This window comes from Enterobacter sp. MGH120 (assembly GCF_001037725.1).
Taxonomy (GTDB): domain Bacteria; phylum Pseudomonadota; class Gammaproteobacteria; order Enterobacterales; family Enterobacteriaceae; genus Enterobacter; species Enterobacter hormaechei_C.
The window spans coordinates 3,280,189-3,300,855 of record NZ_KQ089940.1; the positions used below are offsets into that span (position 1 = coordinate 3,280,189).

A 20,667-nucleotide genomic window follows, 5' to 3' on the forward strand; every position below is an offset into this window, starting at 1 on the left:
CCGGCGATTAAGCCGGTATTTTATTTGGCGGGTGGCGCTTCGCTTACCCGCCCTACTTAACAACTTACTTCGCCTTCAGGGCCAGCGGATTGAGCTTCACGTCCTTGTAGTAGTTCACCCACGAAGAGTATCTCTCCGGCGCGGACCACACGCGGTAGTGAAGCCGTGCCATCGTCACCGGATCGCTCAACAACACCAGACGACGGTCGCGGTTAAGCTTTTCTGGCGTCTCGTTCAGCGCCTGCTCAACGTGGCGATCGCGGGCGATCTCCAGCACCTGGCTGGCGCGGTGACGCGCCGTCGCCATCGCGGTTGCCAGCGCGTTGAATGACGGGTTAAACACGGCATGCATAAAGCCATCATCCAGCGTGCGTTTGCGGTTCTGCTCCAGATAGGTATCGGTATCCACCAGCACCTGCGGCGGAGAATACTCTTCCGGGATCAGGAACAGCTTCCAGCGTTTGGTACGCAGGCCCACCGTGGAACGGCTGGAGATCACCGATACAAACGGCGACAGGATCAGCGAGAAGACGATTGGCGCAAGCCAGAACAGGAAACGCAGATCCAGCCAGGCCATACCAACGGCCCACACCAGGCCCAGCAGCAGCTGAGAGCCGTGGCGCATAAAGGCTTCACTCCACGGCGTAGAGTCATCGTCACGCTGCGGTGAATTCCACACCACTTCCCATCCCAGGAACGCGCTCACCACAAACACCGTATGGAACAGCATACGCACCGGCGCCAGCAGGACCGAGAACAGCACTTCCAGCAGCAGTGAAAGGGTCACGCGGCAGAAACCACCGTACTCCTTCGAACCTTTGCACCAGATCAGAATGATACTGAGCAGCTTAGGCAGGAACAGCAGCACCATGGTCGACGCGAACAGCGCGATCGCAAGCTCCGGACGCCACTGCGGCCACACCGGGAACAGCTGGCGCGGTTGCAGGAAATACTGCGGCTCCGTCAGGGCATGCACAACCTGCAACGCGGTTGAGAGCGCCAGGAACATAAACCACAGCGGCGCAGACAGATAGGACATAACGCCCGTCAGGAACACCGCACGGTGAACAGGGTGCATCCCTTTCACCAGGAACAGGCGGAAGTTCATCAGGTTACCGTGACACCAGCGGCGGTCGCGTTTGAGTTCATCCAGCAGGTTCGGCGGCAGCTCTTCATACGAGCCAGGCAGATCGTAAGCAATCCAGACGCCCCACCCTGCACGGCGCATCAACGCCGCTTCCACAAAGTCATGCGACAGAATGGACCCGGCAAACGACCCTTCACCCGGCAGCGGTGCCAGGGCACAGTGCTCGATGAATGGCTTCACGCGGATAATGGCGTTGTGGCCCCAGTAGTGAGATTCACCCAGCTGCCAGAAGTGCAGACCGGCGGTAAACAGCGGGCCGTAAACGCGGGTCGCAAACTGCTGGCAGCGCGCATACAGCGTGTCCATACCGGATGCTTTTGGCGAGGACTGAATAATACCCGCGTTCGGGTTGGCTTCCATCAGACGGACCAGCCCGCTCAGGCAGTCGCCGCTCATCACGGAGTCCGCGTCCAGTACCACCATGTAGCTGTACTGGTTACCCCAGCGACGACAGAAGTCATCGATGTTCCCGCTCTTACGCTTCACACGACGACGACGGCGGCGGTAGAAGATCTGCCCTTCGCCCTGCACTTCAGCAATCAGCTCCATCCAGGCTTTTTGCTCTGCCACGCAGATATCCGGGTTGTAGCTGTCGCTCAGGATATAGACGTCGAAATGCGCTGCGTTACCGGTCGCCTTTACAGACTCCCAGGTAGCACGCAGCCCGGCGAATACGCGGTCAACGTCCTCGTTACAGATAGGCATGATCAGCGCGGTGCGGTGCTCAGGGTTGAGGGGTTCATCCCCGACCGTCGACGCGGAAATGCTGTATTTGTCACGTCCCATCAGCAGTTGCAGGAAGCCCATCAGCGCTGTCCAGAACCCGGCGGAGACCCAACAGAACAGCACCGCGAACAGCAGAAGAATGCCGCTCTGTAAAATATACGGCAGCAGCTGCATGAAGGAGACCCAGATATCCTGGCCAATCATGTCAGCAGGGTTAATCAACGCCCAGCCCTGGTACGGCAGAATGGTTTTCATGTACCAGGTGGCGACAACCGTCTGCGCCAGCGTCAGCAGCAGCAGAATGTAACGACGAATCGTTCCCACGGTACGCCATTTCTGCTCGGATGCCTGCTGTTCTTTAGTCAGACGTGACAGATAGCGCGGCGTCACGTCACGCCCACGCAGGCGATCCCAGAAGCGGCCCACCGGGTTGGTGCGCCACGGATCGGGGAACATGGAGGAACGCGTGGCCTTCGGCATCGCCTGTAGCTGGTCACGCCCTTCGTCATCCTTGATTAGCTGCCCTTCTGCCAGCGAGTCCGGCCATGCCTGCTCCAGACGTGCCTTCACTGACCCCAGCGGCGTATCATCATCACGGGAAAAGTGACGATGTTCACCATCCAGCGCGGTGTGAACCGCGCGGATGTCGCTCGCAGGGAGTGCCGCTTTTTCAATGTCCGTCAGCGGCATGGCATCAATATATTCAGATGTATTATTCATTGGCAGGTAGCTGATAGCTCCAGGTTTCACTCAGCGGCTTATCGTTACTGACCAGCGCGGCGCGCATTTCAGTGGTCTGTTTCGGATCTTTCACCTTCACGCGCAGGGTCAAACGCCACCCTTTGGTGACCGGGTTGTAACGCACGGCGTTCTCAACGATTTCACCGTTATCGCCAATGCTGGCCTGTGCCGTCACGGCAGTATCCGGGGCCAGTTTTTTCATATCCTGCCCGGTGAAGTCCACGATAAATGCCAGCGTGCCATCCGGCTGACGAATCAGGTTGGACTGCTTCACGTCACCCGTCGAACGACGCGTCTGCATTACATACGCGTTATCCGGTGCGTGCAGTTTGTCTTCGTCACGGCTGAAGGTGATCGCATACTTGAAGTTCATCTCTTTACCGGCTTCCGGCAGCTGATCCGGTGTCCAGTACGCCACAATGTTATCGTTGGTTTCATCGTTAGTTGGAATTTCAACCAGCTCAACCTTGCCTTTACCCCAGTCGCCTTTCGGCGTAACCCAGGCGCTTGGACGCAGATCGTAGCGGTCATCCAGATCTTCAAAGCGGGAGAACTGACGGCCACGTTGCAGCAGACCAAAGCCCTGCGGGTTTTCCATCGCAAAGCTGCTGACGGCGAGGTGTTTCGGGTTGTTCAGCGGACGCCAGATCCACTCGCCGTTACCCGCATGAATGGAGAGGCCGTTGGAATCATGCAGTTCAGGACGGAAATTGGTCGCCGGAGAGGGCTGGTTCGGCCCGAACAGGAACATGCTGGTCAGCGGCGCGACGCCCAGTTTGCCCACTTTATCGCGCAGGTAAACTTTAGACTGTACGTCAACCACCGTGTCACGCCCTGGCATGATCACGAAGCGATAAGCGCCTGTCGCACGAGGGGAGTCCAGCAGCGCATAAATTGTCAGACGTTTGTCGGTTGGTTTTGGACGTTCGATCCAGAACTCGCGAAAACGTGGAAATTCTTCACCTGATGGCAGCGCGGTATCAATTGCCAGACCGCGCGCAGAAAGCCCGTACACCTGCCCCGCGCCAATCACGCGGAAGTAGCTGGCGCCAAGCATGCTGACGATTTCGTCGTTTTTATCTTTGCTGTTAATCGGATAAAGCACCTTGAAGCCTGCGAAGCCGAGGTCTTTTACCGTGTCTTTATCGTGTTGCACATCGCCAAAATTGAAATAATCCGGGCTGTACTTGATTTTGCGTACCGCGGTCGCCGTCACTTCGTTGATGGCAACCGGCGTGTCGAAGTACATACCCTGGTGGTAAAATTCAAGCTTGAACGGGGTTTTAATATTGTTCCAGTACGCTTTATCGTGATTGAACTGGATCTGCTGATAGTCCGCGTATTTCATGTCGCGGAAAACGGAGGGCAGGTTACTTTTTGGCGCTTCGTAGCTCTTGCCCGCCATCGATTTAGCCTGTTTTGCGACATCATCGATGTTAAAGGCCAGTGCAGATGAGGTATACAGTGACAACAGCACTGCTACACCCAACCAACGCATTTTCATCATTTGTGGTTTATGTTTCATAATAAGTAAGCACTTCCCCCTTTGTGTGCTTATATCGATCCGATCCATTTTAATGGAAACTCAGGCAATCCGACAACATTATCACTGCTTTGTTCAGCTCGCTGGCTCATGGATTAAGCAAATGAAAGAACCCGCTTTTCACTTTGCGTGCTTATCCTGGAGACAGGGTGTCGGTCTTGGTGTAGGGTTGGCTCCGAATGTAACCATTATGAGCCTTAGGGATAAGGCGAAAAGTCTGAGAATGCGCAAAGTTATATGAGCACAACCCCTGTACAACGTGAATATTTCCTCGACTCGATCCGCGCATGGCTCATGCTATTGGGGATCCCTTTTCATATTTCACTGATCTATTCCAGCCACACCTGGCACGTGAACAGCCAGATGCCCTCCTGGTGGCTGACGCTGTTTAATGATTTTATCCATGCCTTCCGCATGCAGGTGTTTTTTGTCATTTCCGGTTATTTCTCTTACATGCTCTTCTTGCGCTATCCCCTCAAACGATGGTGGAAAGTGCGCGTGGAGCGCGTGGGCATACCGATGTTGACGGCCATTCCGCTGCTGACGCTGCCGCAGTTCATCATGTTGCAGCATGTTAAAGGCAAGGCGGAAAACTGGCCGAATCTCTCCTTCTATGAGAAATACAACACCCTGGTCTGGGAGCTGATTTCCCACCTCTGGTTCCTGCTGGTACTGGTGGTGCTAACCACGGTGAGTTTGTTGATCTTCAGCCAGCTGCGCCAGCGTGCGAGCACCGCATCCTCGACCTTCTTCGCCAACATCACCCTGGGCAAGCTGTCTCTGCTGTTTCTTGCGCTGGGGGTCGCGTATGCCGCCGTCAGGCGTACCCTGCTCATTGTCTACCCTCCCATTCTGAGCGATGGGCTGTTTAATTTCGTGGTGATGCAGACCCTGTTTTACATTCCCTTCTTCCTGATTGGGGCGCTGGCATTTATTCATCCTCGGCTTAAAGCGCTGTTTACCACCCCCTCCCCCTGGTGTGCGGTGGGTGCTGCGCTGGCCTTTGCCGCCTATCTTCTCAATCAGCGCTATGGCAGCGGGGACGCGTGGATGTATGAGACAGAGAGCGTGATAACGATGCTGATGGGCCTGTGGATGGTTAACGTGGTGTTCGCCCTTGGCCATCGTCTGCTGAATTTTAAATCCAGTCGCGTCACCTATTTCGTTAATGCTTCGCTGTTTATCTACCTGGTTCACCATCCGCTGACGCTGTTTTTCGGGGCGTACATTACGCCGCATATCGCCTCGAATGCGCTGGGCTTCTTCACCGGCCTGGTCTTTGTGGTTGGCATTGCCATCGTGTTGTATGAAATCCATCTGCGGATCCCGCTTTTGCGTTTCCTGTTCTCAGGCAAACCTCAGGTTAAAGCGGGATAACAAAACGGCGCCTCCAGGGCGCCGTTTTTGCACTTCAGACATCAAAATGCCTGGCTGCGCGCGGTCAAAATCCGCTGATACAGGTCGGCGGTGTGCTCATCGAAACAGACAAAAATGACTTTTTCCGGCATGGGTTTGAGGGAAAGGTAGTGATAAACGGTATTCACGGCGATTGTAGCTGCCGCTTCCTTTGGATAACCGTATACCCCGGTGCTAATGGCGGGGAACGCCATGGTCTTGTACCCGTTATCCGCCGCAAGCCGCAGGCAGTTACGATACGCCTGCTCCAGAATCTCAGCCTCATGGCGGTCGCCACCGTGCCAGACGGGTCCAACGGTATGGATCACCGCTTTGGCCGGGAGATCGCCTGCAAGCGTAATAACAGCATGCCCCGGCGGGCACTCTCCCTGCTGCTGACGCACGGTTTTGCATGCTTCAAGGAGTTGAGGGCCTGCGGCCCGGTGAATGGCACCGTCCACCCCGCCCCCACCCATCAGGGAGGAATTGGCTGCGTTGACGATCACGTCAACGTGTACCGTCGTGATATCGCCATGAATAACGTCGATTTGCGGTCTCATAAACACCCTCTGCAACCCGCCTTTTTCATCAGTGTATCGCAGAGGGAGAAGGAGAAAAACTGCCGTGAAAAAAACGTCGGTTATCGGTAATCGACCTGAACGACCGCAAGCGTTTTCTGTTCATTCAGGTATTTCATGCTGACAGCGGCCAGAGCTGAATGAGGATGATGGCCCCGGAGCGCCTCGTCATAACTGATGGTATGCGTTTTCATACGGTTATTTTCCGGACAGGAGATCGCAAACTGCTGATGCCGGGGCGTGACTTCGCACGGGTCAGCGACCACCGCGCCACGAAAATGAATCACCCCACCATTTTCTATAGTTGCTGAATAAGCCGGAGAAAAAAAAGAGGACAGGATCAGTCCCAGACCAGAAATAATACACGCTGCGGATTTGAACATTATTTGTACTCCTCAATGAAATTCGTCCTTGAGGGGTAAAAACGCTCCGTTATGACGTATCAATTTAAGCAACCCGATTGCTGGGTTCTTGATATCAGCATAGCTTACCTGTGCAGCGCCGCCACTTTATTAAACCATTGATTTCATGAATGATTAAAGCGTACTTGCCGGTGCGTTCCACTGCTGTGATAAATGAAGCGATTTTCCATCGGAAACGGTGACGATTATTTTTACCGCATCCCCTGAGCGAATATTTAAACTGATTCGCGTTAAATCAATCGGCTGATTAGCGGGTATAAAAAGAGTATTTTTCTGCCGCGATGTACTTTGTCCCGCCTGCCCCTGTCGGACAGATAACACCTCAACCTGACATTCGCAGGCGTTTGCCAGCGTGACCTGAGGAATAATGGTTGTCATATTTGCCTGCTGTGAGGTGCTGAACGTTATCTGACTGGCAAGCGCGGCAAGGAGAATGAAGGTACTCATGAGATCCTCCCGAAAAAAAACAGGGCGCATGCCCTGTTTTTTGGTACAGAAATGAATCAGTACTGGTGTGCGGTCGCGTTGTTGCCAAAGCCAACCTGGTGCACAGTCACCGTTGAGCCGGATGCTGTCTGGTCTACCGCCGCGCCGTTGCCGCCTCCGAACTGTTTCACGTTGATAACAGAGTCTTTGCTATTCCACTGGTCGATGGTGGCGCTGTTACCAAAGCCTTTTTGCAGCAGATCGATAGAACTGTCATCAGAGCCCTGTCCAACATCTGCGCCGTTACCGCCACCATGCTGGGTAATGGTCAATTCAGAATCTCGGGCGTCCGTCTGCAAAGCAAGCGCGGAGTTACCGCCGCCGTACTGGTAAATGCTCAGGGTTGAGTCAGGGCCGTTATTGCCGCCACCCCAGCCACCACCGTGGCCGCCGCCAAATTGTGGTACCGCACCTGCGAAAGCACTGCCAGAAACTACGATTGCTGCAATAACTGCCACTTTGAAAAGTTTCATGGTAAACCCCCATCGGATTGATTAAGGCGTCACACATCGCTAGCGTTGAATAACGCGAATAGCCATTTGCGACTGTCTCTGTACTACAACTGCTGTTTTCTGCGTACCGTACTGCGTTATATTCGCCCTGTTACCCGAGCCTTTCTGGATAATCATGGCGGTGTTGCCAAAAGCGCCCTGCTTAATACTCGCATCATTGCCGTTGCCGGTCTGATCGATATAAGCAAGGTTATACGTCCCTGACTGATCAACATTCGCGCGGTTATTCCCGCCCTCTTGGGCAATAACGGACAGCAATTTAGAACCGCCCTGGCGTACATCAGCATTATTACCTGAGCCCTGTTGACCAATAATGGCTGCCTGATTGTATGAAGCTTTACTTAATTCATTTATCGCAAAATTATATTCAGAACTGGCTAAATCTGAATCACCTGCGATTACAAACCCAGGCGCACCCAGTAATGTAAACATCATAAACAACGTTTTGTTTTTCATGCTGTCACCCTGGACCTGGCTATATAAAAGGTATTCCTGACTCCGTTAACGCGATTCGTTTTGTTAACGCCGCGTTACGGAAAAGAGTATGTCTGCCGAAACATGTTTAATATCTCACCCGTGTGCCTTATTTTTATATGCTCATTCACCTCAAAGTCGTAAATCTCGCCTGAAACGACGCGACACACCACTAATGCAGAAATAAATTCTTGTCTGAGCGCCTGGACAACAGCGAGACAGGCTGTCCAACCTGTAGCGGCTTCTACAGACAAACATGGCAATGTCTTTTGCCCGGTGCGTGACACGAAGCAAGTTTTTTTAAGAAAAATTTCCAGCTTAGAGAAGTCTTAACTTTTTAGCTGAGTTCATACTTTTTACCGGCTGGCTTACAATAATTAAAAGCTCAATAATTCAATTCTTTATAATATATTGTATGACTTTCAAAATCTATGCACGTTTATACACCTGTACAACTTTCCCCTTATCTTAAAATCTATTCACCCTGCAAAATACACAACTTAATATCGAATTTTACATTCTGTTACATGATTAACACTTGCTTTAAAGTTTGCAATAGCTAGATTGAAAACAGCAGTACGTTATTTGTTTTTAATTTTACCGCCTCCTTTGGAGGAAGGTTTTTTAACTACACACAGCAGTGCCACACCTGTCAGTACTTCTGGTGCCTTTTTCAATAATACGAGGGCAGCTGCCGGGTGTCATAAATAACGTGGGGTTTCATCATGTTTAATGAAGTCCATAGCTTACCCGGTCATACATTATTGTTGATCACAAAACCTTCCCTACAAGCGACAGCGTTATTGCAGCATTTAAAACAATGCCTCTCGCTTAACGGGAAACTGCATAATATTCAACGTTCTTTTGATGATATCGCTCCTGGCAGCATCATTCTTCTCGATATGATGGAAGCGGATAAAAAACTGGTCCATTACTGGCAGGATAATTTAAGCAGGAAAAACAATAATATCCGCGTATTGTTATTAAATACGCCTGATGAGTATCCTTTCCGCGATATTGAGAGCTGGCCGCATATTAACGGCGTGTTTTACGTCACTGAAGAAGAAAACCGTGTCGTGGAGGGTTTGCAGGGCATATTGCGGGGGGAGTGTTATTTCTCGCAAAAACTGGCCAGCTACCTCATTACCCACTCCGGAAATTATCGCTATAACAGTTCAGAATCTGCACTTCTGACGCACCGTGAGAAAGAGATCCTGAACAAACTGCGTATTGGTGCTTCAAATATTGAAATCGCCCGTTCGTTATTTATCAGCGAAAATACGGTTAAGACGCATCTTTATAATCTTTTCAAAAAGATAGCTGTTAAAAATCGCACGCAGGCGGTGTCGTGGGCAAACGATAACCTCAGGCGTTAATAGCATGAAACGCACCCTAAGTTGGATTGCCGCCGCAGGCATTATGCTTGCTGCCGGAAACCTTCAGGCTGTTGAGGTGGAAGTTCCCGGACTGTTGACCGACCACACCGTCACCTCTGTCGGACACGATTTTTATCGTGCCTTCAGCGATAAGTGGGAAAGCGATTATCCGGGTAACTTAACCATCAACGAACGGCCCAGTGCGCGGTGGGGAAGCTGGATCACAATAACCGCTAATCAGGACGTTATTTACCAGACTTTTTTATTCCCAACGAAAAGAGACTTCGATCAGAACGTCGCTTTCGCGCTGGCACAAACAGAAGAAGCTATTAACCGCCTACAGTTAGACAAAGCCCTTTTGAGCACAGGCGATTTAGCAAAAGATGAGTTCTAGCAACGACACCTATTTCGGAGGCTGTAATGCGTCTCGCACACACAGTGATTTCGTTAATGCTCATTGCGCCGTTGAGCTGGGCCGGAAATATGACATTCCAGTTCCGCAACCCTAATTTTGGCGGCAACCCGAATAACGGAGCCTTTATGCTTAACCAGGCTCAGGCTCAAAACTCCTATAAAGACCCCAGCTATGACGATGATTTCGGTATCGAGACCCCGTCGGCCCTGGATAATTTCACTCAGGCCATCCAGTCGCAAATATTAGGTGGCTTATTAACCAACATTAATACCGGAAAACCCGGCCGGATGGTCACTAACGACTTTATCGTCGATATTGCCAATAAAGACGGGCAGCTTCAGTTAAATGTGACAGACCGAAAAACCGGTAAAACGTCGACAATCCAGGTTTCCGGTTTGCAGACCAGTTCAACTGATTTCTAAACAACCCCGAAATAAGGACAATTATTATGCAGCGCTTTTTTATTTTAGTTGCAGTGTGCTTATTAAGCGGTTGTTTAACTGCCCCGCCAAAAGAAGCCGCTAAACCCACCCTGATGCCTCGTGCCCAGAGCTACCGGGATCTGACGCATCTGCCGGTCCCTACCGGGAAGATATTCGTCTCGGTCTATAACATTCAGGATGAGACGGGCCAGTTCAAACCGTATCCGGCCAGTAACTTCTCGACGGCCGTACCGCAGAGCGCCACCGCGATGCTGGTCACCGCCCTGAAAGATTCTCGCTGGTTTATCCCGCTGGAACGTCAGGGGCTGCAAAACCTGCTTAACGAACGAAAAATCATTCGTGCCGCGCAGGAGAATGGTACCGTTGGCGTCAATAACCGCATGCCGCTACAGTCTCTCACCGCAGCCAATATCATGGTGGAAGGCTCGATTATCGGCTACGAAAGTAACGTGAAATCGGGCGGCGCGGGTGCGCGTTACTTTGGCATCGGGGCCGACACGCAGTATCAGCTGGATCAGATTGCCGTCAACCTGCGCGTGGTTAACGTGAGCACGGGTGAGATATTATCCTCCGTGACCACCAGCAAAACGATTCTCTCTTATGAAGTGCAGGCCGGGGTATTCCGCTTTATCGACTACCAGCGTCTGCTGGAAGGTGAAATTGGCTATACCTCTAACGAGCCGGTCATGCTGTGTCTGATGTCGGCCATCGAAACCGGCGTGATTTTCCTGATTAATGACGGTATCGATCGCGGCTTGTGGGATCTTCAGAATAAAAGTGATGTGAGTAATGCGGTGCTGGTGAAATACCGAGAGATGTCGGTGCCGCCAGAGTCATAATCGGCGGCGCATAAAAAAGGCGAGATTTCCGTCTCGCCTTTTTTTTATTTGCTTACCGCAGGAACGCTCTGGCTCTTCTCGCGCCGGGCCGCAAGCCAGAGACCGCTGTTCTTCATGGCGTAGCCAAACAGTAATCCCAGCATGAGCGAAGGGACCACCAGCTTCCAGTCCCCCTGCCCTGCAAAGGTCGCACAGGCACCCATGAACGTGCCGGGCACAAAGGACAGCAGCAGATGTTTTGCCTGAATGCACATCAGGAAGGCCACCATACCGGTGATGGCGTACCCCAGGATTTCCACATGCGGCGCCAGCGCGCTGCCTTTCATAATGACCAGCGCCCAAATCACACCGCTCATCAGAGTACAGCCGGAGATGAAGAGCCCTTTGAGACCACCCCGCGGGCAGGCGAAATAGGCCGTGCAGCCAAGAAAACCAGCCCAGCTCAACAAGCCGAGAGAGACAGCCACCCACCCCCAGAGGCCGGAGAGGATGCCAGTCGTGATTGCAATACAAAGTAGTATGTTCATGGTGCGCATCTTAGCAGATGCGCACCATAGAAATGAGATCAGAAGCACATTACGTGCAAGTTGAAATGTATCGTTGCAGGATTTTTGTGATTCAAATCACTCTTCGTTCTCTTCTTCCAGCTCGTCCCACATGGCAGCGATGGCGTCACGCGTCAGCGGAGCCAGCGTTCTCCAGAACGGCGAGGTGGCGTGGGCTTCAACTTTACCCAGGAAGGTGCCAACCCACGGAAGCAAATACGTTTCGAACAGGGTTTCAATCGCCTCGTTCTCATCATCACCTGCATTATCTTCAATCCAGGAGGCCGCCAGCAGCAGGGTACCGATATGATCGGCAGGCATATCCGTCAGCGGCATGCCGCGTTCTGACAGAAACGCCCGAACTTCCGCTTCGGTCGTACCTTCCTGCCAGGCAGAACGATACGGCGACACGCGACACTCTTCCCCCACAAACAGCGCGTTGTAATCCGTTGAAATCTGCTGCATATCACAGCTTTTTTGCAAGCGTTCCAGCAACTCATCCTGTTCCAGCGGCCAGCTCTGCGCCAGTTTACCTTCACGAATCAGGGTAAACAGCGGAACCAGCAGCGGATCCTGCGGCTGGCGGTAATATAAGGTGCCCAGCACGCGGCAAAGGATGGAAAACTCATTCATGTTTTTATTCCGTTATTAATTAAAGATCGGCAAATTCATCAATCGGCGCCATGCCGCGCGACTCAAGGAAGTCGAGCATACGACGCGGCGTGACGTTCAGGATCTGTTCTTCCGGGAAATTCACGTCCCGCAATATTTTCAGGCACTCGCTGAAATCACCCAGCGTGAAGGCCGTGTGTGAATCAGAGCCCAGCGCCACCATGCCGCCCGCGTCACGCACGGCCGCCGCCACTTCGCGGCAGTTGGCTTCACTGCCCTTACGCGAGTGAACAAAGGAGGAGTTGTTAATCTCCAGCGCCACGCGGTGCTTCGCTGCCGCCTGCGCCACGGCCTGAATATCAATCGGGTATTTCGGATTTCCCGGGTGGCTGATAATGTGCACGTTGCCGCTGGCAATAGTGGCAATCATCGCTGCGGTGTTGGTCTCTTTATCCTGGGGCGCAAAGACCGGCTCGTGGAAGCCGGCGAGGATCAGATCTAACGAGGTCAGCATCGGGCCGGTGCAGTCAATCTCACCGTCAGTATTTTTGATGTTCGCTTCGATGCCGCGCAGTATCCCGATACCGTCCACCAGGCGTGGCCAGATACGCATATTCACAAAATGCCAGTAGTGCGGCGCATCCGCCATATCCGGACCGTGATCGGTTATCGCAAACAGTTTAATGCCTTTCAGCTTCGCCTGAGCGATATAATCATGGAGGTTACTGTAAGCGTGGGTACTGGCGACGGTGTGCATATGCAGGTCAACGGGATACATCTTTCTCTCCTCTGCGGTTTTTCCCAAGGATAGCAGTTATCAGCGGCGAATATTAGCAAAAACCCGGCGAACGCCGGGTTTCTCTCAGTAGCCTCGCTGTCTGTCGACCTGTCCGGTCACCGCGTTGCCCTTCTCTATTTCGCTGATGGTATGCGAGATGTACGCCACGGCCTCCGCCGGTCGCGTCACGGCCGCAATATGAGGCGTCATCGCCACGCGCGGATGTGCCCAGAGCGGGCTGTCTTTTGGCAGCGGTTCGCGGCTATAGACATCCAGCATTGCGCCTTTCAGTTTACCGCTATCCAGCGCTTTCAGCAGATCGTCTTCGACAACGTGTACCCCGCGCGCCAGGTTCATTAAGTAGCTGTCTTCTGCCAACTGGTTGAGGAGCGTGCCATTGATAATGCCGACCGTTTCCGCCGTATTCGGCAGCAGGTTAATAAGGACGCGAGTCCCTTTCAGGAACGCCGGGAGTTCGTCCGTTCCGGCAAAGCTCTCGACGCCTGGATAATCCTTACGGCTCCGGCTCCAGCAGCGCAGTGGGAAGCCCCACGGCGCGAGCGCTTCGGCGACTTTCGAACCCAGTACACCCGCGCCGAGGATGCCGATGGTGAAATCTTCATACTGATAATCCGGAAGCGGTTCCCAGTGGGATTGCTGTTTAAACGCCTGATAATCGTCGAAACGGCGGAACCAGTGCAGCACCTGGCTCACGGCATATTCCTGCATCTGCTGCCCCATACCGGTATCTTCCAGACGAAACAGGGGAATATCCTCCGGCAGCATTTCAGGGTGTGCCTTCAGCTTACTGAGAATGGAATCCACACCCGCACCAAGAGCAAACACCGCCTTCAAACGGCGTCCCTGAAGCATTTCGACCGGGGGATGCCAGACCAGCGCGTAGTCAGCATGTTCATTATCGCCCTGTTTCCATTCGCGAACGCGTGCGCCAGGCAGTGCCGCCGTGAGCGCGTTAATCCAGTAAGCCGTATCAAAAGTGGGGTGATAGAAGATAATATCCATAGTCATTGCCTTTTATTGCGCTGTTTTATTTTCATTTTCAACTGGCTTGCCAGCATAACAAATTTATCGCTAAACCGCGTTGCTGATAAAAGAGGCGTATTTCGCACATTTCGGAATCAGGTTGCCTGAAGTTTGTCTAAACACGCTAAATTACTGAAAAAGTGGGTTGACGGCAGTACGGCTTTTCCTTACATTAGCGCCCGTCCCGACAACAACGGGATGACAATATGGTGAGGTGTCCGAGTGGCTGAAGGAGCACGCCTGGAAAGTGTGTATACGGCAACGTATCGGGGGTTCGAATCCCCCCCTCACCGCCATATTTGAAGAAGAGCTCGCATGAAAATGCGGGCTTTTTTTTCGCATGTTGCACGCCTTTGGGGGGATGAGAACCCCCGACCGGGGTTCGACAACTGGCGCAGCCAGTTGGACAGACTGAGAGCGTAGCGAACAGGCTGCCCGAAGGGCGAGCGAAGCGAGTCAATCCCCCCCTCACCGCCATATTCAAGACAAGAGCTCGTACGTAAGTACGGGCTTTTTTCTTTTATATTCTCCGTAAGGAGATTCGCTCCCTGCGTTCTTTATGTCGGGTGGCGCTACGCTTACCCGACCTACAAAAAGCTAGTCTTCAACCATCTTTGCATACTCTTCGGTGAGAAAATCCACCAGCGTCCTGACCGATGGCAGCAGGCCGCGCCGGGATGGATACACCGCGTGGATCACTTCCCGTCTGGGTTCCCAGGCATTCAGCACCCGAACAAGTTCACCTGAAGCCAGCTGATCCTTCACCATCAAAATGGGCAGCTGTACCACGCCCACGCCCGCCATCGCCGCCTCCCGCAGCGCCAGCATGTCGGTAGTCACCAGGCGCGGCGTGAAGTGAATTTCTGCCTTTGCGCCCTCCGGCCCGCTCAATTCCCACTTATGCAGGTGCTTGCCCGCCCCCATACTTAACCCCGGCCACTCGCTGAGTTCAGAGGGCATCGCCGGGTTGCCCATCCGTTCAATCAGTGCCGGCCCGGCAACCAGACAGTGCCCCCTGTCCGCCAGCACCCTTAATACCAGATCGCTGTCATCAAACGGGCGCGGACGAACGCGGATCGCCACATCCACCCCCTCCGCCACCAGATCGACCCGGCGGTTGGTGGCTTCGAGCTGGAGGTTGATCCCTGGATAGCGCGCCATAAACCGCGCCAGCATGGGCCCCACGTGAACGTGCAGCAAGGTGACAGGACAGGTGAGCCTGACCATACCGCGCGGCTCAGCCTGTAAAGCAGCCACCGCCTCCTCCGCAGCTTCAGCTTCCACCAGCATGGCTTTACAGTGCTGATAGAACGTCTGCCCCACCTCCGTCACTGCAAACTGCCGCGTGGTACGTTGGATCAACCGAACGCCCAGGCGTTCTTCCAGCTGAGCAATCCGACGGCTCAGTTTCGACTTAGGCTGATCGAGCGCCCGACCCGCCGCCGCAAAGCCACCATGCTCCACCACCTTCACAAACCATACGAAATCATTGAGATCCTGCATACGCCTCCATTGTTCCATTTAAGGAACAGTGAATGTCATTTTTGCTATCTACCGGGATATTAACCCTGAATATAAGCTAATTCCATCAACAGGACATCAGGAGTTAATCATGAAAAACGTAACAGGCGTGTATACCGCACCTCGTCCGCACTGGGTCGGTGACGGTTTTCCGGTTCGTTCGATGTTTTCTTACCAGACGCACGGCGAGCCCCTGAGCCCGTTCCTGCTGCTGGACTACGCCGGACCGCATACCTTCCCGGCGGACGGCGCGAAACGCGGCGTGGGCGAGCATCCTCATCGCGGTTTTGAAACGGTGACCATCGTCTACTCAGGCGAAGTGGAGCACCGTGATTCCACCGGCAGAGGCGGCGTTATTGGCCCAGGCGACGTGCAGTGGATGACGGCAGGCGCAGGCATTTTGCACGAGGAGTTCCACTCCAGCGCGTTTTCGCAGAAAGGCGGTGAACTGAAAATGATGCAGCTGTGGGTCAACCTGCCCGCCAAAGACAAAATGGCGACGCCTGGCTACCAGAGCATCACTCAGTCGGATATCCCGGTGGTCACCCTGCCGGATAACAGCGGAACATTGCGCGTGATTGCTGGCCGTTTTGGAGAGGTAACCGGCCCGGCGCATACCTTCTCACCGCTGAACGTGTGGGATCTCGCGCTGCGCCAGGGTAGCCATCTGACGCTCAATCAGCCCGAAGGCTGGAGCACGGCGCTGGTTGTCGTTGAAGGCAGCGTGACGGTGAACGGCACCACGCCTGCCGGTGAGGCGCAACTGGTCGTGCTGAGTCAGAGCGGTGACAAACTGCATCTCGAAGCCAGCAGCGATGCCAAAGTGCTGCTGATGGCCGGGGAGCCGCTGAATGAACCCATCGTGGGCTATGGCCCGTTTGTGATGAACAGTAAAACCGAAATTGCCGAGGCTATTCGCGATTTCAACTCCGGCCGCTTTGGCCAAATCTAAACGTAATAAGGAGCGCATTATGTCTACCCCTGCAAACTTCAACGGTGCACGTCCCGTTATTGACGTAAACGATGCCGTTATGCTGCTTATCGATCACCAGAGCGGGCTGTTCCAGACCGTAGGAGACATGCCAATGCCTGAGCTGCGCGCCCGTGCAGCAGCGCTGGCAAAAATCGCCTCGCTGGCGAAGATCCCGGTGATCACCACGGCGTCGGTTCCACAGGGACCGAACGGCCCGCTTATCCCGGAGATCCACGCCAACGCGCCGCACGCACAGTATGTGGCACGCAAGGGGGAGATCAACGCCTGGGATAACCCGGAGTTCGTGGCGGCGGTGAAAGCCACCGGGCGCAAAACGCTGATTATCGCGGGGACGATCACCAGCGTCTGCATGGCCTTCCCGTCCATCAGCGCGGTGGCGGACGGATATAAAGTGTTTGCGGTGATTGATGCCTCCGGCACCTACAGCAAAATGGCGCAGGAGATCACCCTGGCGCGCGTGGTGCAGGCAGGCGTGGTGCCGATGGACACGGCTGCTGTTGCTTCCGAAATTCAGCGCACGTGGAACCGTGAAGATGCGGGTGAATGGGCTGAGGTGTACACACACATCTTCCCGGCCTACCAGCTGCTGATCGAAAGCTACAGCAAAGCGCAGGACGTGGTGAAAAACAGCGAAGTGCTCGATTCGCAGCGTTAATCCTGCGCGCTGCGACATAAGCTGATTAAGGCTTAACCGAACAAGCACGAATGCTGAAAATCTGCTTGACCGTTTTAGCGCAACTCCCTATAGTAGCGCCCCGTTGCCCCCCAAGCGGTCAGGCAGCAAAACAATATGGTGAGGTGTCCGAGTGGCTGAAGGAGCACGCCTGGAAAGTGTGTATACGGCAACGTATCGGGGGTTCGAATCCCCCCCTCACCGCCATATTTAAGATGAGAGCTCGTACGAAAGTACGGGCTTTTTTCTTTTATATTCTCCGAAAAGGGGGGGATGAGAACCCCCGACTGGGGTTCGACAACTGGCGGCAGCCAGTTGGACAGACTGAGAGCATAGCGAACAGGCTGCCCGCAGGGCGAGCGAAGCGAGTCAATCCCCCCCGGTGCGACACGAGCTGCCTCACCTACAAAAAAAAGCCCGTACAAAAGCACGGGCCTGTCTCAACCATTCCTCAGCTATTCAGCTTTCCAGCCGGTTGCTTTCCCTCGGGAGCAAGTCTCTGGCCAATATTCAAACCCGCTTCATCCTTACGCTCCTCCAGCCAGTAATCCGCATTTTTAATCCCCAGCCGAACCGGGTCAAAGTGTGGATCCAACCCCTGTGCATTCTGGATTTCATAATCCTTCAGGCTGGCAAACGCTTTTTTATGCAACAGAACGATGGCAATAATGTTGAGCCATGCCATCAGCCCTACGCCGATATCCCCTAATCCCCAGGCCAGATCCGCGGTGCGTACCGTGCCATATACCGTCGAAGCCATCAGACACAGCTTGAGCAGGAACGTCAGCCACGGGCGATGAATCTTACGGTTGATGTAGGCGATATTCGTTTCAGCGATGTAGTAGTAAGCAATGATCGTGGTGAAGGCAAAGAAGAACAGCGCGATGGCAACAAAATAATTACCGAAGCCCGGCATCATACTTTCCATTGCCGTCTGGACATATCCCGGTCCTGCGGCCACGCCCGCTATTCCGGTATAGAGCGCTGCGCCGTCGACGCCCTGCACGTTATACAGCCCGGTGATCAACAGCATAAACCCGGTCGCGGAGCAGACAAACAGCGTGTCGATGTACACGGAGAACGCCTGAACCAGCCCCTGTTTCACCGGATGGCTTACGGCCGCCGCCGAGGAGGCATGTGGCCCGGTACCCTGCGCCGCCTCGTTGGAATAGACGCCACGCTTGACGCCCCACATGATGGCCTGGCCCAGAATAGCGCCAAACCCAGCTTCAAGGCCAAAAGCACTTTTCCAGATCAGCAATATAACTGAAGGAAGCTGATCAATATTGATAGCGATAATCACGCACGCGACAATAATATAGCCGAGCGCCATAAACGGAACCACCATGCTGCTAAAGCTGGCAATCCTTTTTACGCCACCAAAAATAATAAAACTCAACAGCACAGCAAGTAACGCCGCCGTGACATTTGGGCTCAGACCAAAGGCAATATCCAGGCTCGCACCAATAGAGTTTGCCTGCACACCTGGCAGTAATAATCCGCAGGAGAAAATCGTTACGATGGCAAATAACCATGCGTACCACTTCACGCCTAACCCTTTCTCAATATAAAAGGCAGGACCACCACGATATTCGCCGTTGATTTTCTCTTTATAAACCTGACCTAACGTGGATTCGACAAAAGCAGAGCTTGCCCCCAAAAATGCCACGATCCACATCCAGAAAAGCGCACCGGGTCCACCAAAGGTAATGGCGGTCGCTACACCGGCAATATTCCCTGTCCCCACGCGGCCCGCCAGCGTCATCGTCAGCGCCTGAAACGACGACACGCCTGCCTCGGTAGGACGCCCCTGAAACATCAGGGTAATCATAAGTTTTATATGCCGTAATTGCAGAAAGCGACTACGCAGCGAGAAATAGAGGCCGACACCCAGACATAAAAATATTAACGCCGGGCTCCAGATAACACCATTAATTGCACTAACCAGTTCGTTCATGTATGACCCTTAGCGTGATGTTCCAGAGGAAACGATCCCCTGGCGAGTTTCTTTTTAGAATTTTGTCTGAACAAGTACGAAACATAGATAATTACCCAAAAGACACCAACTTAATTTTTACTGCTTAGTCATGTTCTGTGACAACATTCACGTTTAATTTTAAACCAATAATTAGCATGATCATTATATTCATAGATATTTTGTGGGTATTATAAATACATATCACATTTCCGTGACCTGTATAAAAAGCGTTCGCAGCAAATTAACAGTAATATTATTATTACCGCAAAACGGGGCGTAAATCCTGTTGAATGCTATAGGAAATAAATATGATTTAAAAAAGCCACGCGTGCAGAGGGAATAAAGGAAGCTTCCCGGCATAACGCCGGGAAGAAATGACTTAAAATGTGAAATGATCTTAGTCGGAGTACACTTCCAGCGTTCGTTGGCACAGCGCTGAGCGGACGCAGTCCTCTTTTGTGAAGCGGACCACCCCTATCATCTCATCTTCCTCAAAACGTGACATGGCATCGCTCAGGCCGGACTTCACGCCCGACGGCAGGTCACACTGGGTAATATCGCCGTTGACGATAACCGTCACGTTCTCCCCGAGGCGCGTTAAAAACATCTTCATTTGCGCAGCGGTTACGTTCTGAGCCTCGTCAAGAATAACGACCGCATTTTCAAATGTACGTCCGCGCATATAGGCGAACGGCGCGATTTCCACCTTGCCAATCTCTGGTCGCAGGCAGTACTGCATAAAGGAAGCGCCCAACCGCTTCACCAGCACGTCATAGACGGGCCTGAAGTACGGGGCAAACTTCTCGGAAATATCGCCGGGCAGGAAGCCCAGATCTTCATCCGCTTGCAGTACCGGACGGGTAACGATGATCCTTTCCACGTCCTTATGAATCAGCGCCTCCGCCGCTTTGGCGGCGCTGATCCAGGTTTTCCCGCATCCGGCTTCCCCGGTTGCAAAGATGAGCTGTTTACTCTCGATAGCATTCAGGTAGTGCGCCTGAGCTTCATTCCGCGCCACAATTGGCGATGCATCGCGGCTGTCCCGCGCCATGCCAATGGATTCTACGCCGCTCATCTGCACAAGCGAGGTGACCGATTCTTCTTCACGCTGCTTATGGCTACGTGAATCCCGTCTCAGCACACGTTTTGCTTCACGACGAGCTTTGATCACTGCTTTCTGTCTTCCCATGGATAGCACCTTGAGTTGTTGGTATTCATCACACGCGCCAGCATCGGCACGATTATGCGCACGAACATCAGAGGGTTGGCTTCCTTGTAAGCCATTGCTTGCATTACCGGATGACGATATACAACGGCTACGCGCACCGTTATGCACGTCGGTAGAAAAAGGTTCTTGAGGTGAAGGAGAGAATTTGGTGGTGAAGAAATCGCTGCCGGAGTCTGAGCCTCCGCGCCGGGTAATGC

Annotated in this window: 21 protein-coding genes, 2 tRNA genes and 1 other RNA gene; 10 read left to right on the forward strand and 14 right to left on the reverse strand. The window is 53.3% G+C overall.

The window, feature by feature from the left end; translation table 11 throughout:
- Positions 1-64: 64 nt before the first annotated feature.
- Positions 65-2,593 (reverse strand): glucans biosynthesis glucosyltransferase MdoH, encoded by a 2,529-nt coding sequence (gene mdoH, locus SK54_RS15365; protein WP_015570846.1) that lies wholly within the window; start codon positions 2,591-2,593, stop codon positions 65-67.
- The gene (gene mdoG / locus SK54_RS15370; protein ID WP_015570847.1) at positions 2,586-4,139 is read right to left on the reverse strand and encodes a glucans biosynthesis protein MdoG; all 1,554 of its coding nucleotides are present in this window, start codon (positions 4,137-4,139) and stop codon (positions 2,586-2,588) included. Before mdoG ends, mdoH begins: the two co-directional genes overlap by 8 nt.
- 255 nt (positions 4,140-4,394) lie before the next feature.
- Between mdoG and mdoC the strand changes: the two genes are divergently transcribed.
- Positions 4,395-5,534, forward strand: a complete 1,140-nt coding sequence (mdoC, locus tag SK54_RS15375; RefSeq protein WP_017384749.1) for a glucans biosynthesis protein MdoC — start codon at positions 4,395-4,397, stop codon at positions 5,532-5,534.
- A 41-nt stretch (positions 5,535-5,575) separates the two neighbouring features.
- Here the strand turns inward: mdoC and ymdB are convergent, their stop codons facing one another.
- The 5 genes from ymdB to csgB all read right to left on the reverse strand — a co-directional run bounded on the left by ymdB (position 5,576) and on the right by csgB (position 8,006).
- The gene (gene ymdB, locus SK54_RS15380; protein ID WP_015570849.1) at positions 5,576-6,112 is read right to left on the reverse strand and encodes an O-acetyl-ADP-ribose deacetylase; all 537 of its coding nucleotides are present in this window, start codon (positions 6,110-6,112) and stop codon (positions 5,576-5,578) included.
- Between the two features lie 80 nt (positions 6,113-6,192).
- Positions 6,193-6,513, reverse strand: a complete 321-nt coding sequence (locus SK54_RS15385; protein WP_003858038.1) for a type 1 fimbrial protein — start codon at positions 6,511-6,513, stop codon at positions 6,193-6,195.
- Positions 6,514-6,666: 153 nt separating this feature from the next.
- The gene (csgC, locus tag SK54_RS15390; RefSeq protein WP_048247554.1) at positions 6,667-6,999 is read right to left on the reverse strand and encodes a curli assembly chaperone CsgC; all 333 of its coding nucleotides are present in this window, start codon (positions 6,997-6,999) and stop codon (positions 6,667-6,669) included.
- Positions 7,000-7,055: 56 nt separating this feature from the next.
- Positions 7,056-7,511 carry a curli major subunit CsgA gene (gene csgA / locus SK54_RS15395; RefSeq protein ID WP_003858043.1) on the reverse strand — a complete coding sequence of 152 codons (456 nt, stop codon included), beginning with the start codon at positions 7,509-7,511 and terminating at the stop codon, positions 7,056-7,058.
- 39 nt (positions 7,512-7,550) lie between these two features.
- Positions 7,551-8,006, reverse strand: a complete 456-nt coding sequence (gene csgB, locus SK54_RS15400; RefSeq protein WP_048247556.1) for a curli minor subunit CsgB — start codon at positions 8,004-8,006, stop codon at positions 7,551-7,553.
- 743 nt (positions 8,007-8,749) lie between these two features.
- Between csgB and csgD the strand changes: the two genes are divergently transcribed.
- The 4 genes from csgD to csgG are packed head-to-tail and all read left to right on the forward strand — an operon-like array spanning position 8,750 to position 11,097.
- Positions 8,750-9,400 (forward strand): biofilm master transcriptional regulator CsgD, encoded by a 651-nt coding sequence (gene csgD, locus SK54_RS15405; RefSeq protein ID WP_017384754.1) that lies wholly within the window; start codon positions 8,750-8,752, stop codon positions 9,398-9,400.
- Positions 9,401-9,404: 4 nt separating this feature from the next.
- Positions 9,405-9,794: a curli production assembly/transport protein CsgE gene (gene csgE, locus SK54_RS15410; protein WP_003858052.1), complete on the forward strand. Its 390-nt coding sequence runs from the start codon at positions 9,405-9,407 to the stop codon at positions 9,792-9,794.
- A 26-nt stretch (positions 9,795-9,820) separates the two neighbouring features.
- Positions 9,821-10,237, forward strand: coding sequence for a curli production assembly/transport protein CsgF (gene csgF / locus SK54_RS15415; protein ID WP_003858054.1), 417 nt, complete (start codon positions 9,821-9,823; stop codon positions 10,235-10,237).
- Between the two features lie 26 nt (positions 10,238-10,263).
- Positions 10,264-11,097: a curli production assembly/transport protein CsgG gene (gene csgG / locus SK54_RS15420; RefSeq protein ID WP_003858055.1), complete on the forward strand. Its 834-nt coding sequence runs from the start codon at positions 10,264-10,266 to the stop codon at positions 11,095-11,097.
- Between the two features lie 44 nt (positions 11,098-11,141).
- On the opposite strand, the gene SK54_RS15425 is transcribed toward csgG, so the two are convergent.
- From SK54_RS15425 to ghrA, 4 genes are all read right to left on the reverse strand, one after another.
- Positions 11,142-11,624: a DUF1097 domain-containing protein gene (locus SK54_RS15425; protein WP_075550061.1), complete on the reverse strand. Its 483-nt coding sequence runs from the start codon at positions 11,622-11,624 to the stop codon at positions 11,142-11,144.
- A 96-nt stretch (positions 11,625-11,720) separates the two neighbouring features.
- Positions 11,721-12,275 carry a TorD/DmsD family molecular chaperone gene (locus SK54_RS15430; RefSeq protein WP_023303414.1) on the reverse strand — a complete coding sequence of 185 codons (555 nt, stop codon included), beginning with the start codon at positions 12,273-12,275 and terminating at the stop codon, positions 11,721-11,723.
- A 19-nt stretch (positions 12,276-12,294) separates the two neighbouring features.
- Positions 12,295-13,032 (reverse strand): phosphatase, encoded by a 738-nt coding sequence (locus SK54_RS15435; protein ID WP_003858061.1) that lies wholly within the window; start codon positions 13,030-13,032, stop codon positions 12,295-12,297.
- Between the two features lie 84 nt (positions 13,033-13,116).
- Positions 13,117-14,055, reverse strand: coding sequence for a glyoxylate/hydroxypyruvate reductase GhrA (gene ghrA, locus SK54_RS15440; RefSeq protein ID WP_048247560.1), 939 nt, complete (start codon positions 14,053-14,055; stop codon positions 13,117-13,119).
- A 229-nt stretch (positions 14,056-14,284) separates the two neighbouring features.
- On the opposite strand from ghrA, the gene SK54_RS15445 reads away from it, so the two are divergent.
- Positions 14,285-14,372 (forward strand) — tRNA-Ser (locus SK54_RS15445).
- 44 nt (positions 14,373-14,416) lie between these two features.
- A non-coding RNA gene (locus tag SK54_RS22110) (RtT sRNA) lies at positions 14,417-14,553 on the forward strand.
- Between the two features lie 120 nt (positions 14,554-14,673).
- Here SK54_RS22110 and SK54_RS15450 read toward each other — a convergent pair.
- A complete protein-coding gene (locus SK54_RS15450) occupies positions 14,674-15,579 on the reverse strand; it encodes a LysR family transcriptional regulator (RefSeq protein WP_015570854.1) in 906 nt (301 codons plus the stop codon).
- Between the two features lie 109 nt (positions 15,580-15,688).
- Between SK54_RS15450 and SK54_RS15455 the strand changes: the two genes are divergently transcribed.
- The 3 genes from SK54_RS15455 to SK54_RS15465 all read left to right on the forward strand — a co-directional run bounded on the left by SK54_RS15455 (position 15,689) and on the right by SK54_RS15465 (position 17,471).
- Positions 15,689-16,549, forward strand: coding sequence for a pirin family protein (locus SK54_RS15455; RefSeq protein ID WP_015570855.1), 861 nt, complete (start codon positions 15,689-15,691; stop codon positions 16,547-16,549).
- Positions 16,550-16,568: 19 nt separating this feature from the next.
- Complete coding sequence (locus SK54_RS15460; protein ID WP_003858068.1) at positions 16,569-17,246, forward strand: isochorismatase family protein; 678 nt, start codon at positions 16,569-16,571, stop codon at positions 17,244-17,246.
- 137 nt (positions 17,247-17,383) lie between these two features.
- Positions 17,384-17,471: transfer RNA gene (locus SK54_RS15465), tRNA-Ser, on the forward strand.
- Between the two features lie 244 nt (positions 17,472-17,715).
- On the opposite strand, the gene SK54_RS15470 is transcribed toward SK54_RS15465, so the two are convergent.
- Both SK54_RS15470 and phoH read right to left on the reverse strand, forming a co-directional pair.
- Positions 17,716-19,221, reverse strand: a complete 1,506-nt coding sequence (locus SK54_RS15470) for an alanine/glycine:cation symporter family protein (RefSeq protein ID WP_017384761.1) — start codon at positions 19,219-19,221, stop codon at positions 17,716-17,718.
- A gap of 418 nt (positions 19,222-19,639) precedes the next feature.
- Positions 19,640-20,431: a phosphate starvation-inducible protein PhoH gene (phoH, locus tag SK54_RS15475; protein ID WP_017384762.1), complete on the reverse strand. Its 792-nt coding sequence runs from the start codon at positions 20,429-20,431 to the stop codon at positions 19,640-19,642.
- Positions 20,432-20,667 lie beyond the last annotated feature (236 nt).

Excerpts from the sequence above, each read along its gene's own strand:
- csgC (WP_048247554.1), bottom strand. The coding sequence starts at position 6,999 with ATGAGTACCTTCATTCTCCTTGCCGCGCTTGCCAGTCAGATAACGTTC.
- SK54_RS15435 (WP_003858061.1), bottom strand. The coding sequence starts at position 13,032 with ATGTATCCCGTTGACCTGCATATGCACACCGTCGCCAGTACCCACGCT.
- csgA (WP_003858043.1), bottom strand. The coding sequence starts at position 7,511 with ATGAAACTTTTCAAAGTGGCAGTTATTGCAGCAATCGTAGTTTCTGGC.
- csgD (WP_017384754.1), top strand. The coding sequence starts at position 8,750 with ATGTTTAATGAAGTCCATAGCTTACCCGGTCATACATTATTGTTGATC.
- phoH (WP_017384762.1), bottom strand. The coding sequence starts at position 20,431 with ATGGGAAGACAGAAAGCAGTGATCAAAGCTCGTCGTGAAGCAAAACGT.
- SK54_RS15430 (WP_023303414.1), bottom strand. The coding sequence starts at position 12,275 with ATGAATGAGTTTTCCATCCTTTGCCGCGTGCTGGGCACCTTATATTAC.
- ghrA (WP_048247560.1), bottom strand. The coding sequence starts at position 14,055 with ATGGATATTATCTTCTATCACCCCACTTTTGATACGGCTTACTGGATT.
- SK54_RS15470 (WP_017384761.1), bottom strand. The coding sequence starts at position 19,221 with ATGAACGAACTGGTTAGTGCAATTAATGGTGTTATCTGGAGCCCGGCG.
- mdoH (WP_015570846.1), bottom strand. The coding sequence starts at position 2,593 with ATGAATAATACATCTGAATATATTGATGCCATGCCGCTGACGGACATT.
- ymdB (WP_015570849.1), bottom strand. The coding sequence starts at position 6,112 with ATGAGACCGCAAATCGACGTTATTCATGGCGATATCACGACGGTACAC.
- csgB (WP_048247556.1), bottom strand. The coding sequence starts at position 8,006 with ATGAAAAACAAAACGTTGTTTATGATGTTTACATTACTGGGTGCGCCT.
- SK54_RS15425 (WP_075550061.1), bottom strand. The coding sequence starts at position 11,624 with ATGAACATACTACTTTGTATTGCAATCACGACTGGCATCCTCTCCGGC.
- SK54_RS15450 (WP_015570854.1), bottom strand. The coding sequence starts at position 15,579 with ATGCAGGATCTCAATGATTTCGTATGGTTTGTGAAGGTGGTGGAGCAT.
- SK54_RS15455 (WP_015570855.1), top strand. The coding sequence starts at position 15,689 with ATGAAAAACGTAACAGGCGTGTATACCGCACCTCGTCCGCACTGGGTC.
- mdoG (WP_015570847.1), bottom strand. The coding sequence starts at position 4,139 with ATGAAACATAAACCACAAATGATGAAAATGCGTTGGTTGGGTGTAGCA.
- SK54_RS15385 (WP_003858038.1), bottom strand. The coding sequence starts at position 6,513 with ATGTTCAAATCCGCAGCGTGTATTATTTCTGGTCTGGGACTGATCCTG.
- SK54_RS15460 (WP_003858068.1), top strand. The coding sequence starts at position 16,569 with ATGTCTACCCCTGCAAACTTCAACGGTGCACGTCCCGTTATTGACGTA.
- csgF (WP_003858054.1), top strand. The coding sequence starts at position 9,821 with ATGCGTCTCGCACACACAGTGATTTCGTTAATGCTCATTGCGCCGTTG.
- csgG (WP_003858055.1), top strand. The coding sequence starts at position 10,264 with ATGCAGCGCTTTTTTATTTTAGTTGCAGTGTGCTTATTAAGCGGTTGT.
- csgE (WP_003858052.1), top strand. The coding sequence starts at position 9,405 with ATGAAACGCACCCTAAGTTGGATTGCCGCCGCAGGCATTATGCTTGCT.
- mdoC (WP_017384749.1), top strand. The coding sequence starts at position 4,395 with ATGAGCACAACCCCTGTACAACGTGAATATTTCCTCGACTCGATCCGC.